Genomic DNA, 13,098 nt, shown 5'->3' on the forward strand with positions numbered 1-13,098 from the left:
GCCATCCACGTCGCCCGGCGCCTGCGGAACGACGCGGATGCCCGGAGCCTTCGCCGCGCCGGAGCGGCTTCGGCCGCGCCGGCGGGACAAGCCCGGGCATGACGGAGGAACTCATTGGCAGACGACCGTGCCGCGATTGCCCATCTCTTCAGAATCGATCACCGATCCCCGTGCCCGGTTGCATCGTTAGTACGAAATTCACTCTGCAGCGACACGCGACCTTAACCAGCCGCGCCATTGGTGCCGCCCCCCGGTGCTCTACGGAGCCGCCGTAACCCAATCGCAATCCGCCCCCAGGTGTAGTTGCTGCGGGGCTTGGAGGGGAAAGGCGCCAGTCCGTGCGCGCCGCTTCGACCGATCGCAAGCCATTGGTGCAGCGACGGTGTCATGGCTCTCAATCTGCCGCAGATCTCCCTGAGCGTGTCGATCAGGAACTCGCTCCTGACCTCGGTATTCCTGCTGCTGGCCATTCTGGCCGGCGTGTCGGTGCTGGCGACGATGCGGCTGTCGGCGCTGCAGGACGCGGTCGAGAGCATCAACCGCGACCGGCTGCCGGAGATCCGCGCCCTCGCCGATCTCAATGTCGATGTCGCCCACACCCACCTCGTCGCGATCCGCGCCGCATTGTCCACGGCGGCCGAGCCGCGTGCCGCGGCCGAGCAGGAGCTCCGCCGCCGCACCACCGAGGTCGATGCGAAGATCGCGCGCTTCAAGGAGAGCATCGGCGACGACGCGCCGATGAGGATGGCGTTCGACCAGTTCGTCAACAAATGGGACATGTACCAGAAGCAGCAGGCCGTCATGCTGGAGCCGGAGGTCGGCGCCAACCGCGACCGTCTGGAGCGTGTCGTCAACATCGAGACGCCCCCGCTCTTCCAGGCCGTGGTCGATGCGGTCGAGCACGGCATCAGGCTCGCCGATCACCGCGCGGACAGCGCGATCAACAGCGCAACGCTGGACGCGCAGATCTTTCGCTGGGTGCTGTGGTCGGTCAACGGCGTCAGTATCATGATCGGGCTTGCCACGCTGCTCTTCGTGATTCACGACGTCTCGATGCCGATCTTCCGGATCACGCGCAGCATGGAGGCGATCGCCAAGGGCGAGCTGCAGACCGAGATCCCCTATGCCGATCACACCAACGAGCTCGGCCTGATGGCGCGGGCGCTGGCGGTGTTCCGCGCGAGTCTGGTCGAGAACGAACGGCTCAACGCAGCGACACGGACCTTGTCGGAGCTCAGCGAATGGCTGCAATCGGCAAAGTCCGAGCCGGAGCTGTACCAGATGATCTCGACAGTGCTGGGTGGCCTGATGCCGGAATGCACCGGCGCGCTCTACATCTATGCCGACAGCCGCGACGTGCTCGAGATCGCCGCCGAATGGAACGGCAGCTCGACGACGCGCGCGCTGCATCCGGACGATTGCTGGAGCCTGCGCCGCGGCCATGTCTACATCCACGGCACCAGCGAGGTCGAATTCCGCTGCGACCACGTGCATGACGGCGTCAACGAGAACTATTGCTGCATCCCGATCCTGGCCCATGGCGAGACCGTCGGCCTGCTGCATGTCGAATACAACTCCACGGGCCAGGAGACCGAGGCCGAGGCCAAGGCGCGTTTTGCCGATCGCGCAAGGCTGGGGCTCGCCTGCGCCGAGCATCTGTCGATCGCCATCGCCAACGTGAAGCTGCGCGAGGGCCTGCGCGATCAGTCGCTGCGCGATGCGCTGACCGGGCTGAACAACCGCCGCTACCTGATCGAGACCGCTCGCCGCGAATTGCTGCGCGCCGCGCGCAGCCGCACGCCGGTCAGCGTCGTGACACTCGACATCGATCACTTCAAGTCGTTCAACGACAATCACGGCCACGAGGCCGGCGACACCGTGCTGCGCCACATCGGCGAGATCCTCAAGGCGACGTTCGCCGACGGCGAGATGCCGTGCCGCCTCGGCGGCGAGGAGTTCGTGGTGCTGCTGCCGAACTGCACCATCGAGGAAGCCGCGCTGCGCGCCGAGGAGCTGCGCGCCCGCGTCGAGGCGCTCAACATCAGCTATGGTGACGGCATGCTGCCGCGGGTGACGATCTCGGTCGGCGTCGCCGCCTATCCCGAGGCCGGCATCGATCTGCCGGAGATCCTGCGCGTCGCCGACGGCGCGCTGTACCGTGCCAAGCAGAGGGGCCGCAACCGGGTCGAGCTCGCCTCCGGCGGCATGGTCCCGCCGATCGACGAGATGACCAGCCGGGCCGTCGCGACGCTCGACGCCATCGTTGCGCGCGCCGAGACCAGACCGATCGCGCCCGCCGATCCGGAGAGCGGCGCCCGCGTGGCGTGACCATCATCAGACCGGCGGACAGGCCTCAGCGGCGATGGCGAAGCGCATCGACGACCAGATCGAACGCGGCCGAGGTTTGGCGGCTGATCGGGTAATAGAGATGGTAGCCGGTCCAGGGCACGCACCAATCCTCGATCAGGCGTCGCAGTCGGCCGCCGGCAACATCCGCCAGCACCATGTCTTCCGGAACGTAAGCCAGGCCGAAACCGGCGAGTGCCGCCTCATAGACCTCGAAAATGCTGTTGAAGGCGAGTTGCCCCTCCACCCGCACCTTCAGCTCCTTGCCCCGCTTCTCGAACTCCCAGGCGTAAAGACCGCCATGGGTCGACAGCCGCAGATTGATGCAGCGGTGACCAACGAGATCATCGGGCCGTTCCGGCGGAGAGCGGCCATCCAGATAGGACGGCGCGCCGACCACAGCAAAGCGGATGTCGGGGCTGATGCGCACCGCAATCATGTCCTTGGCAACCTGCTCGCCGAGGCGCACGCCGGCATCGAATCCCTCCTCGACGATGTCGACGAGCTTGTTGTCCGAAACCAACTCCACATTGATGTCCGGATAGGCCGCGAGCAGCCGCTTGAGCTTCGGCCACAGGATGGCGCGGACGGCGTGATCGCCGGCGCTGATCCGGATGGTGCCGGCCGGCCGGTCCTGGAAGTCCCTGAGGCTCGCAAGCTCGGCTTCGATGTCGTCGAGCCGCGGCGCCACGGTGCGCAGCAGGCGTTCGCCCGCCTCGGTCGGGTTGACGCCGCGGGTGTTGCGTGTCAGCAGCCGCACGCCAAGCCGGCTCTCGAGCTCGCGGATGGTATGGCTGAGGGCGGATTGCGAGACGCCAAGCTTGGCGGCGGCCTTGGTGAAGGAGCGCTCGCGGCCGACGGCCTTGAAGGCCTTGAGGTGATCGAGATAGCCGCGCTGCATGAATGGACTCCGCTCAGACGAGCTTGCACCGATCGAGCAAACGCCAAGTGAAAAAACTGGCGCGGCCTGCGCAACCTCTCCCCGCCCTTCGCGGGGAGAGGTCGGATTGCGCAGCAATCCGGGTGAGGGGCATGGCACATACGACGTGACAGTCACAGCTCCATCGGAGTCATGAGTGTCGGCGGCCGCAGATGCACCACCCGTGTGGCTGCCCACCCCGCCCCTCTCAGCGCGAGCGAAGCTCGTCGCGCCCCCGTAAGAACGGGGAGAGGGAGCGCACCGGCTACGCAGCTCCAGCGTTGCCTTACGTGCGACCGGCCGCCTCCTCGAACTTCACCTTGGACAGCGGCAGGCTACGAACGCGTTGTCCGGTGAGTGCCGCGACGGCGTTGGCCACCGCGGGCGGCACGCCCGGCAGACCGGGCTCGCCGATGCCGCCCATCGGCGCGCCGCTCTCGACGATGCGGACATGCACGCGCGGCATCCGGTCCGGCGGCAGGATCGGATAGGCGTCGAAATTCCGCGCCTGCGGCGCGCCGTCGACGAAGACGATCTCCTCCAGCAGCGCCGAGGACAGGCCGAGCGCGACCGCCGAATTGACCTGCGACTCGATGATGGCCGGATTGACGATGCGGCCGGGATCGATCGCCACCCAGACATCGTGGACGCGCACGGCGCCGTCCTTCAGCGACACCTCGGCGATGGTCGCGACCTCGCTGCCGAACGGCGAGGCCATCGCCACGCCGCGCGCCCGCTTGCTGCCGTCGGCGGCGGTGAACGGGCCGCGCTTCCAGCCGCCGGAGAGCTCGCCGACGGCTTCGAGCAGCGTCTTGTGGCGCGGCTTGTCGGCGAGCAGGCGCAGCCGCAGCTGATACGGATCCTGCCGCCCGGCATCGGCAAGCTCGTCGAAGAACGTCTCGTAGAAGAAGTCGTTCATCGAATGCCCGACCGAGCGCCAGAAGCCGAGCACGTTGGGATCTTCGACCAGCACATGGGCGACGCGCCGGTGCGGGATCGCGTAGGGCTTCTCGGCAATGCCTTCGACAGCGGAGGAGTCAGCAGTGTCCGGCTTGCGGCCGAACCAGCGCGCCAGCGGGCCGTCGCCGACGGCCTCGGCCTCGATCGCGACGGGAATGCCGTCCTTGTCGAGGCCACCCTTGAAGCGCGCGAAGCCGAGCGGGCGCATGGCATCGCGCGAAAACTCCTCCTCGCGGCTCCAGATCACTTTCACCGGACGGCCGACGGCCTTGGCGAGCTGGATCACCTGCGGGAACGGATTGGCCGGCGGATAGACGAAGTGACGGCCGAAGAAGCCGCCGAGCGGCGGCGAGTGCAGCTTGACCTTGTCGGGCGTGATGCCGGCGACTTTCGCCGCGGCAGCCTGGAACATCTCCGGCGCCTGGTTGGGCAGCCACAGATCGAGCGTGCCGTCGGCATTCCAGCGCGCGATCGCCGAGGGCGGCTCGAGCTGGCCATGCACCAGATAAGGCGCGTCGTAGCTCGCAGTGATGACCCGCCCGGCTCCCGCAAGGCCAGCCGTGACGTCGCCGACCTTCTCCGCATCGAAGCCCGGCCCCGGCATGGCCGCGAGCTGGGCCTTGCGGCCTTCCGACGAAAAGTTCGCGGGCACCACGCCCTGCGCGCCGGCCGCGGGCTCCGTCCACGTCACTTTCAGCGTCTCGACCGCGCGCCGCGCATACCACCAGCGCTCGGCGACGACGGCGACCGCGCCGGCTAAGCGATGGATCGAATGCACGCCGGGCATCGCCTTGACCTCGGCCTCATTGGCGAAAGCGCCGGGCTCTTGGCCGCGCCGGGGTGCGTGCTGCACGGCGGCCTGCAGCATGCCGTCGACCTTCAGGTCGATGCCGTAGCTCACCTTGCCGGTCGACTTGTCGCGCGCATCGAGCCGCGCGAACGGCTTGCCGATCCAGCGGAAGTCCTTCTCCGGCCGCAGCGCGACCGTCTCCGGCACCGGCAGCTTGGCCGCGTCAGCGGCGAGTTCACCATAGGCGAGCGTGCGGTTCGAGGCGGCGTGACGCACGCGGCCGGGCTCGGTGGAGAGGCTGTCGGCCGGCACGCGCCACCGCGCGGCGGCGGCCTGCAGCAGCATCTGCCGCGCCGAGGCGCCGACACGGCGCATGGTCGCGTAGCTCGCGCGTACGGAGAAGCTGCCGCCGGTGAAGCGGGCGCCGCCGACGACGAGATAATCGGCGCCGGGCGGCGCGCATTCCACGACGAAAGTCGCGGGATCGGCATCGAGCTCCTCGCCGACGATCTGCGCCAGTGCCGTCGAGATGCCCTGCCCGCCTTCGATGAACGGGCTGCGCAGCAGGATGGTGCTATCGGGGCGGATCTCCAGGAACGCTGCGACGTTCGGCGCCTTGGCGACAGGCGCCGCGCCCTGCGCGACGGCCTTGGTGCCCGGCAGATCGAAGCCGAGCACCAGCGCGCCGGCGGCAGCACCGAGAAAGCCGCGGCGCGAGAGATTGACCGGGCGACCGGCGGACGTGGTGGAGGAGTGATCGCGAATGATCCTGTTCATGTGCGCTTGCCCTCAGCCCTGCGCGACCTGCCGCACGGCGGCGGCGATCGCATTGTAGGTGCCGCAGCGGCACAGATTGACCATGGCGGCGGCGATGTCCTGCTCGCTCGGCTTCGGCGTCTGCTTGATCAGCGCGGTGGCGGCCATCACCTGGCCGGACTGGCAATAGCCGCATTGCGGCACCTGGTTGGCGACCCAGGCCTCGACCACGCGGCGGCCGACCGCGTCGTCGCCGATCGCCTCGATCGTGGTGACCTGCTGCCCGGCGACGCTGCCGACCGGCGTGACGCAGGAGCGTGTCGCCTGGCCGTCGATCAGCACCGTACAGGCGCCGCATTGCGCGATGCCGCAGCCGTATTTCGTGCCGGTCATGCCCAACTCGTCGCGGATCACCCACAACAGCGGCGTGTCGTCGGCCATCGTCACTTGATGGCGCTTGCCGTTGATGGTCACTTCCATGGCGCTACTCCCAGGGCATCGGCGGCGGACAGCCGGCCGCGCGGACAGAAAACGAGGCGTCACATCTATCGCCTGCGTCCGCCTCGCATTAGCCGTCCGGCTTCGCATGCACCTATGAGTCGGTTCGATTAATCGAGGCGACATGCCGCAGCCAAATCGCAGCCCGGATGAGCGGGAGCCTGCGCCCGGAGGGCGGAAGGCGGACGCGACATCCGGGTTCTCACGCGCTGCCGCTGGTGAACCCGGATGTCGCTCCAGCCGACGCCGAAGAGGCGTCGGGTGGAGCTCATTCGGGCTACAAACTGGCTCCTGAGCGAACGACCCCGCCCCTCACCCAGAGGAGCCCGCCGCAAGCGGGCGTCTCGAAAGGCGAGGCCCGCAACCGCCGGCCGTGCCGCACGCACACGATCTGCTCACGCGCGATGGCGCAGCGCCTCGACCAGCAGCGTGAAGGCCGCCGACTGCTGGCGGCGGCTCGGGTAATAAAGATGATAGCCCGAATAGGGCAGACACCAGTCTTCGAGCACGCGCTTCAGACGTCCCTTGGCGATGTGCGGCTGCGCCCAGCCCTCCGGCACGTAAGCGAGGCCGAGGCCGGCGAGCGCGGCCTTCATGATCTGCGAGGTTGCGTTGTAGGTCAGCTGCCCCTCGACGCGCACCCGCAGGTCGTGGCCGCCCTTCTCGAACTCCCAGGCATGCAGGCCGCCATGCGTGGGCAGACGAAGCGTCAGACAATTATGGCCGATCAGGTCCTGAGGCTTCTTCGGAATCGGGCGCGTCTTGAAGTAGGACGGCGCACCGACCACGGCGATGCGCATGTCCGGCGCGATCCGCACCGCCACCATGTCCTTCTCGACCTGCTCGCCGCTGCGGACGCCGGCATCGAAGCCCTTGGCCACGATGTCGGTGAGGCCGTAGTCGACCACGATTTCGACCTTGATGTCGGGATAGGCCGGCAACAGCTTCGCGAGCTTCGGCAGCAGGATCGCTTCGGCAGCATATTCGGTCGCCGTGATGCGGATCGTGCCAGCCGGCTTGTCGCGCAATTCGCGGATTGCCGCGAGCTCCGCCTCGATCTGCTCCAGGCGAGGGCCTGCGGTGGTGAGAAGACGCAGCCCCGCCGCGGTCGGCGCGACGCTGCGCGTGGTGCGCGTCAACAGCCGCACGCCGAGCCGCGCCTCGAGCTCGCGGATCGTGTAGCTCAGCGCCGATTGCGAGACGCCGAGCTTGGCCGCTGCGTTGGTGAAACTGCGCTCGCGCGCGATCGCCACGAAGGCCAGGAGATCGTCCAGTCTGCCGCCCTGCATTCATCAATCCTGCTTATAAGTGCATGCCGATTATAGCGGCTAGTGCCGGTCGAGGCGCGCGCTAAATGAGCCATGGCGGCAAGCCTCTGTGAGGAGACCAAGCCATGCGCGGCGCTGTTCTGTATGGTCCACATGACGTGCGTTTCGAGGACCGCGAAACGCCAGATATCATCGAGCCGACCGACGCCATCATCCGCATTGCCGCAACCTGCGTCTGCGGCTCGGATCTGTGGCCCTATCGCGGCCTGCAGCCGCTGAACGGCCCGACGCCGATGGGCCACGAATATTGCGGCGTGGTCGAGGAGGTCGGCCGTGCGGTGCGCCGGATCAAGCCCGGCCAGTTCGTCGTCGGCTCGTTCGCCACGTCGGACAATACCTGCCCGCACTGCAATTTCGGCTATCAGTCGTCCTGCGTAAAGCGCGAGTTCATCAGCCGCGCCCAGGCGCCGTTCCTGCGGGTGCCGCAGGCCGATGGCACGCTGGTGCCGACGCCCGGAGTCCCCTCGCCCGAGCAGTTGGCGAGCATCCTCACCACCTCGGACGTGCTCGGCACCGGCTGGTTCGCCGCCGATGCTGCCAACGTCAAGCCGGGAACGACGGTCGCCGTGGTTGGTGACGGCGCCGTCGGCCTGCTCGGCATTCTCTCCGCCAGGCAGATGGGCGCCGAGCGCATCATCGCGATGAGCCGGCACGAGAGCCGGCAGAAGCTCGCGCTGGAATTCGGCGCCACCGACATTGTCACCCAGCGCGGCGACGCGGGCGTGGCTGAAATCATGGACATGACGGATGGCATCGGCGCCGACTCGGTGCTGGAATGCGTCGGCACGCAGCAATCGATGCTGCAGGCGATCCACGCCGCGCGTCCCGGCGGCTATGTCAGCTATGTTGGCGTCCCGCACGGGGTCGAGCTGAACGGCGAGGAGTTGTTCTTCGCGCACGTCCACCTGCATGGCGGTCCGGCCCCGGTGCGCAAATATCTCCCCAAGCTGATCGACCTGGTGATGAGCGGCGCGATCACCCCCGGCAAGGTGTTCGATCTCACGCTGCCGCTCGAAAAGGTCGCGGACGCCTATCGCGCCATGGATGAGCGCCGCGCGATCAAGGTGCTGCTGCAGCCCTGAGGGCTTCGACCGGCCGCCGTGCCCGACGGCGCCGGCGTCCACTCCACGAAGAAGGACTTGTTCGATGACAAACCCGTTGGACTACACCGGCAAGGTGGCGCTGGTCACCGGCGCCTCCTCCGGCATGGGGCTGGCAACGGCGCAGGCCTTCGCTGTGGCCGGCGCCGCTGTGGTGCTCGCGGATATCAGAGAGGATGCGGTGGTCGCAGCAGCCAGGGAGCTGGTTGGTCGCGGTCACAACGCGCTGGCAATCCGCTGCGACGTGAGCGACGACGCCGACGTGGCCGCGCTGGTCGATCGCACCGTCGCGACCTTCGGGCGGCTCGACGCCGCCTTCAACAATGCCGGCGTGATGGCGCGCATCGCCCCGATCACCGACAGCCCGCGCGAGGATTGGGACCGCGTGATCGGCATCAATCTGCGCGGTGTCTGGAGCTGCATGGCCTACGAGTTGCGGCAGATGCAGAAACAGGGCAGCGGCGCGATCGTCAACAACGCGTCGGTCGGCGCGCTGACCGGCAATCCCGGCATCGCTTCCTACATCGCCTCCAAGCATGGCGTGGTCGGGCTGACGCGGACGGCGGCGCTCGAGGTCGTCAGGCACGGCATCCGCGTGAATGCGGTCAATCCCGGCCTGATCGATACGCAGATCGCGCGCGACGTCGTCGCCGGTGACGAGACCGCCTATGACGGCATCGCCAACACGGTGCCGATCGGCCGCGCCGGCCGGCCCGAGGAGATCGCGTCTGCGGTGCTGTGGCTGTGCAGTCCGGGCGCGAGCTACGTGATCGGCCACGCGCTGACCGTCGACGGCGGAATGACCGTGGCATGATCCGTGCCGCCACGACGCATCTGCTCGCCGCCACGCTCGCGCTGGCGCTCACGCACCGCGCCGAGGCAGCAGGGGAAACGACGGCACCACCGCGCCCGACAGGACAGATCATGAAGCTTCGCCTGACGATCAACGGCAAGGCCGCATCGGCCACGCTGCAGGACAACCCGACGACGCGCGACTTTGTCGCGCTGCTGCCGCTGTCCTTCACTATGAAAGACCTGTTCGGCCGCGAAAAATTCGCCCATCTTCCCCGCGCCCTCACCGAGGGTGGCGAGCGACGCCGCGACTACGCGATCGGCGACGTGATCTACTGGTCGCCCGGGCCTGATGTCGCTATCTATTACCGCCATGACGGGACACCGATCCCATCGCCGGGCGTCATCGTTCTCGGCAGGATCGACGGCAGCGTGGCGGCGCTCGAGGTGCCCGGATCCGTCGAGGTGACCATCGCGGCGGAGTGAGCGTGGCCATGCGTCGTCGCGACCTGCTCGCGGCGATGGCCAGCGCCATCGCCGCACCCATCACTGCCAAGGGCGCGACCGCGCCCGCGGCCCAGCCGAGGAATGAGATCATGGACATCGACATCAAGCGCGCCGGCTCGCGGCCATCCGGCAAAGGTCCGGCCGAGTGGTTCACCGGCGCGGTCCGCATCGACCCGCTGTTTCAGGCCCAGGACCCGGCCCGCGCCAATGGCGCTCACGTCACCTTCGAGCCCGGCGCCCGCACCGCCTGGCATACCCATCCGCTCGGCCAGACGCTGATCATCACCTCCGGGCTCGGCTGGGTACAGCGCGAGGGCGGCCCGATCGAGGAGGTTCGTCCAGGCGATGTCGTATGGTTTCCGCCGGGGCTCAAGCACTGGCATGGCGCGACGGCGACCACCGCGATGAGCCACATCGCGATCCAGGAGTCGCTGAATGGCAGTCCGGTGACCTGGATGGAGCATGTAAGCGACGCGCAGTACGGACGGTGATCGGCGATCTCCGGCTTCGTCTGCACCGCTCGGCGGACTGTCACTCCGGCTCGTAGCTATCGAGCGCTGCGCGCAACGCCGTCACGCCGCTCAGCAACTGCCGCGCCTGCGCCGCGGTCAATCCGGAGGCGGCCTGGATGCAGGCCGGGACGGTCGCGGCCTTGGCGCGCAGTGCCGCGCCCGCCTCCGTCAGGCTGATCCGCACCTGGCGCTCGTCCGAGGGATCACGCCGCCGCGCGATGTAGCAGAGCGCCTCGAGGCGCTTCAGCAAGGGCGTCAGCGTGTTCGATTCCAGGAACAGCCGCGAGCCGAGCTCACCAACGGTCTGGTCGTCCCGCTCCCACAGCAGCACCATCACCAGATATTGCGGGTAGGTCACGTTGAGGTCGTCGAGCAGCTGCTTGTAGACGCGGTTGAACGCGTGACCTGCGGCATAGATGCCGAAGCACAGCAACTCGTCGAGCTTCACCTCCGGGCCGTCCGGGCGCTCCATCGTCTTGCCAGCCATCGTGCCTCGCGACTTGGTCTCCCCGTCCCAGTTTATATCGTACACGATCTAATCGCAAGCGCTTGACACCCGGCCTTCTCGCGTCCATAAATATCGTGCACGATTTAATCGTGAACGATATTAAGGAGTACGGCCATGAGCTTCAACGAATCCGATCAAGCATCGCTATCCCGGCGGGTGGCGCTCGCAGCCGGCGCGGCGCTGGCGACGGCACCGCTGCTGGCATCGACGCCGGCCACGGCGAAGTCTTCGGCCGACCACGGCGCGCAGCGCAGCAGCACACCGGCCTTCATCACCACCAAGGACGGCACGAAGATCGCCTACAAGGATTGGGGCAAGGGCCAGCCGATCCTGTTCTCGCATGGCTGGCCGCTCGCCGGCGACGCCTGGGACGCCCAGATGCTGTTCTTCGGCCAGAAGGGCTTTCGCGTCATCGCCCATGACCGGCGCGGCCACGGCAGCTCCGATCAGCCGTGGGACGGCAACACCATGGATCAGTACGCCGACGATCTCGCCGAGCTGATCGAGAAGCTCGACCTCACCGACCTCGTGCTCGTGGGGCACTCGACCGGCGGCGGCGAGGTCGCGCACTATATCGGCCGTCACGGCTCCAAGCGCGTCGCCAAGGTGGTGCTCGTCGGCGCCGTGCCGCCGCTGATGCTCAAGACCGAGGCCAATCCCGAAGGCACGCCGCTCCAGGTGTTCGACGACATCCGCAAGGGCACCGCGACCAACCGCGCGCAGTTCTTCAAGGACCTGACGATCCCGTTCTACGGCTTCAACCGGCCGGGGGCGAAGGTCAGCGAGGGCCTGCGCGAACAGTTCTGGCGGCTCGGCATGCAGGGCGGCATCAAGGGCGAATACGACTGCATCCACGAGTTCTCGGAAGTCGACTACACCGCCGACCTCAAGAAGATCGACAAGCCGACGCTCGTCATTCACGGCGACGACGATCAGATCGTGCCAATCGCGGCCTCCGCGGCGAAGACCGCGAAGATCGTCAAGGACGCACAGCTCAAGATCTACAAGGGTGGCGCCCACGGCCTCGCCCAGGTCGATCCCGACACGTTCAACGCCGACCTGCTCGCGTTCATCCGAAGCTGAGCACGGTCGTCCGGGCCGGCTCGGCCGGCCCGGAACGCCGTAACGGCTATGCTGCCGGCAGCAGGTGCCGCAGCGCCGATGCGATCATCACGCCGCCGCCGGTGATGACGGCGGCGTCGAGGATCGCGGCATGGATGTGCACCGGCATGCGCGCGACGAAGGCCTTGGCAAGAAAGGCACCGGGCACCGCGATCGCACCGATCAGAAGTGCGAAGGCCAGCACCTGGGCGGTGACAACGCCGGCAAGGCCGAACACCGAGATCTTGATGACGCCGGTCGCCACCGAAATCATCGCGTCGGTGGCGATGACCGCGGCGCCCTCGAGGCCGGCCGCCATCAACAGCGACAGCAGGATTACGCCGGAGCCGGAGGTGCCGCCGACGAGAACCCCATATCCGACAGCGCCGGCAGCCAGCCCGCCATTGCCGATCCTGACCTCACGCTTGCGCAGAATTCGGCGCAGCGGAACGCTCATGATCAGCATGGTGCCGATCACGAAGGCCGCGCCGGCATTGGTCAGGCGGGTATAGCCATAGGCGCCGAGCGCCGTGGTGACCGCGGCCGCGGCGATGACGATGCCGGCGCGCGTGCGGTCGGCATGGCTGATATAGGCGACGACGCGGCTGAGATTGGTGAGGATCGCGGAGATCGCGATGATCGGCACGACCGGCTCGGCGCCCACCATCGGCACCAGCACCAGCGGCATCAGGGCACCCGTGCCGTAGCCGGCGAGACCGCCGATGATCGAAGCGAATAAAGCGACGGAAGCAACGAGCAGGAGCTGCAGCAGCGAGATATCGGCAAAGCCTGCGAGAAAATTCATGCACGTCCGTCGCGGTTGACACGCGCCGCCGCCTGACCGGCGGTCGCGGTCAGCGATGCCGGCCCGGCCGGACGATCCGCCGCGCTAAGCATCCGCTGCGAGAGCCAGTTCATGACCGAGAAGCGGTTCGGCCGCAACCCCGCGCGCGATCAAATCGATGCTTCCGGCAGCAATGC

12 protein-coding genes are annotated in these 13,098 nt (G+C 67.7%); 6 read left to right on the forward strand and 6 right to left on the reverse strand.

Features of this window, described 5'->3' with window-relative positions; all coding sequences use genetic code 11:
- Positions 1-387: 387 nt before the first annotated feature.
- On the forward strand, positions 388-2,328 hold the full coding sequence (locus HL671_RS02190; protein WP_012042494.1) for a diguanylate cyclase: 1,941 nt from the start codon (positions 388-390) through the stop codon (positions 2,326-2,328).
- Positions 2,329-2,353: 25 nt separating this feature from the next.
- Here HL671_RS02190 and HL671_RS02195 read toward each other — a convergent pair whose 3' ends face one another.
- From HL671_RS02195 to HL671_RS02210, 4 genes are all read right to left on the reverse strand, one after another.
- Positions 2,354-3,247: a LysR family transcriptional regulator gene (locus HL671_RS02195; RefSeq protein WP_012042493.1), complete on the reverse strand. Its 894-nt coding sequence runs from the start codon at positions 3,245-3,247 to the stop codon at positions 2,354-2,356.
- A gap of 304 nt (positions 3,248-3,551) precedes the next feature.
- On the reverse strand, positions 3,552-5,792 hold the full coding sequence (locus HL671_RS02200; protein ID WP_172235473.1) for a xanthine dehydrogenase family protein molybdopterin-binding subunit: 2,241 nt from the start codon (positions 5,790-5,792) through the stop codon (positions 3,552-3,554).
- Positions 5,793-5,804: 12 nt separating this feature from the next.
- Entirely contained in the window at positions 5,805-6,251 is a 447-nt protein-coding gene (locus HL671_RS02205; protein ID WP_172235474.1) for a (2Fe-2S)-binding protein, read from the reverse strand.
- Between the two features lie 413 nt (positions 6,252-6,664).
- Positions 6,665-7,558: a LysR family transcriptional regulator gene (locus HL671_RS02210; protein WP_172235475.1), complete on the reverse strand. Its 894-nt coding sequence runs from the start codon at positions 7,556-7,558 to the stop codon at positions 6,665-6,667.
- Positions 7,559-7,662: 104 nt separating this feature from the next.
- On the opposite strand from HL671_RS02210, the gene HL671_RS02215 reads away from it, so the two are divergent.
- The 4 genes from HL671_RS02215 to HL671_RS02230 all read left to right on the forward strand — a co-directional run bounded on the left by HL671_RS02215 (position 7,663) and on the right by HL671_RS02230 (position 10,487).
- Positions 7,663-8,679, forward strand: coding sequence for a zinc-dependent alcohol dehydrogenase family protein (locus HL671_RS02215; RefSeq protein WP_012042489.1), 1,017 nt, complete (start codon positions 7,663-7,665; stop codon positions 8,677-8,679).
- 64 nt (positions 8,680-8,743) lie between these two features.
- Positions 8,744-9,511, forward strand: a complete 768-nt coding sequence (locus tag HL671_RS02220) for a glucose 1-dehydrogenase (protein ID WP_041750536.1) — start codon at positions 8,744-8,746, stop codon at positions 9,509-9,511.
- Positions 9,508-9,975 (forward strand): cyclophilin-like fold protein, encoded by a 468-nt coding sequence (locus HL671_RS02225; protein ID WP_172235476.1) that lies wholly within the window; start codon positions 9,508-9,510, stop codon positions 9,973-9,975. The genes HL671_RS02220 and HL671_RS02225 overlap by 4 nt, the downstream gene beginning before the upstream one ends.
- Positions 9,976-10,091: 116 nt before the next feature.
- The gene (locus tag HL671_RS02230) at positions 10,092-10,487 is read left to right on the forward strand and encodes a (R)-mandelonitrile lyase (RefSeq protein ID WP_172235597.1); all 396 of its coding nucleotides are present in this window, start codon (positions 10,092-10,094) and stop codon (positions 10,485-10,487) included.
- Positions 10,488-10,527: 40 nt separating this feature from the next.
- Here HL671_RS02230 and HL671_RS02235 read toward each other — a convergent pair whose 3' ends face one another.
- Complete coding sequence (locus HL671_RS02235; RefSeq protein ID WP_172235598.1) at positions 10,528-10,980, reverse strand: MarR family winged helix-turn-helix transcriptional regulator; 453 nt, start codon at positions 10,978-10,980, stop codon at positions 10,528-10,530.
- 150 nt (positions 10,981-11,130) lie between these two features.
- On the opposite strand from HL671_RS02235, the gene HL671_RS02240 reads away from it, so the two are divergent.
- Positions 11,131-12,099: an alpha/beta fold hydrolase gene (locus HL671_RS02240; RefSeq protein WP_210263733.1), complete on the forward strand. Its 969-nt coding sequence runs from the start codon at positions 11,131-11,133 to the stop codon at positions 12,097-12,099.
- Between the two features lie 46 nt (positions 12,100-12,145).
- On the opposite strand, the gene HL671_RS02245 is transcribed toward HL671_RS02240, so the two are convergent.
- Entirely contained in the window at positions 12,146-12,922 is a 777-nt protein-coding gene (locus HL671_RS02245) for a TSUP family transporter (RefSeq protein ID WP_012042483.1), read from the reverse strand.
- Between the last annotated feature and the right edge of the window lie 176 nt (positions 12,923-13,098).

Source organism: Bradyrhizobium denitrificans, from assembly GCF_013179005.1.
Taxonomy (GTDB): domain Bacteria; phylum Pseudomonadota; class Alphaproteobacteria; order Rhizobiales; family Xanthobacteraceae; genus Bradyrhizobium; species Bradyrhizobium denitrificans.

Excerpts from the sequence above, each read along its gene's own strand:
- HL671_RS02225 (WP_172235476.1), top strand. The coding sequence starts at position 9,508 with ATGATCCGTGCCGCCACGACGCATCTGCTCGCCGCCACGCTCGCGCTG.
- HL671_RS02205 (WP_172235474.1), bottom strand. The coding sequence starts at position 6,251 with ATGGAAGTGACCATCAACGGCAAGCGCCATCAAGTGACGATGGCCGAC.
- HL671_RS02215 (WP_012042489.1), top strand. The coding sequence starts at position 7,663 with ATGCGCGGCGCTGTTCTGTATGGTCCACATGACGTGCGTTTCGAGGAC.
- HL671_RS02220 (WP_041750536.1), top strand. The coding sequence starts at position 8,744 with ATGACAAACCCGTTGGACTACACCGGCAAGGTGGCGCTGGTCACCGGC.
- HL671_RS02245 (WP_012042483.1), bottom strand. The coding sequence starts at position 12,922 with ATGAATTTTCTCGCAGGCTTTGCCGATATCTCGCTGCTGCAGCTCCTG.
- HL671_RS02210 (WP_172235475.1), bottom strand. The coding sequence starts at position 7,558 with ATGCAGGGCGGCAGACTGGACGATCTCCTGGCCTTCGTGGCGATCGCG.
- HL671_RS02200 (WP_172235473.1), bottom strand. The coding sequence starts at position 5,792 with ATGAACAGGATCATTCGCGATCACTCCTCCACCACGTCCGCCGGTCGC.
- HL671_RS02240 (WP_210263733.1), top strand. The coding sequence starts at position 11,131 with ATGAGCTTCAACGAATCCGATCAAGCATCGCTATCCCGGCGGGTGGCG.
- HL671_RS02235 (WP_172235598.1), bottom strand. The coding sequence starts at position 10,980 with ATGGAGCGCCCGGACGGCCCGGAGGTGAAGCTCGACGAGTTGCTGTGC.
- HL671_RS02190 (WP_012042494.1), top strand. The coding sequence starts at position 388 with ATGGCTCTCAATCTGCCGCAGATCTCCCTGAGCGTGTCGATCAGGAAC.
- HL671_RS02195 (WP_012042493.1), bottom strand. The coding sequence starts at position 3,247 with ATGCAGCGCGGCTATCTCGATCACCTCAAGGCCTTCAAGGCCGTCGGC.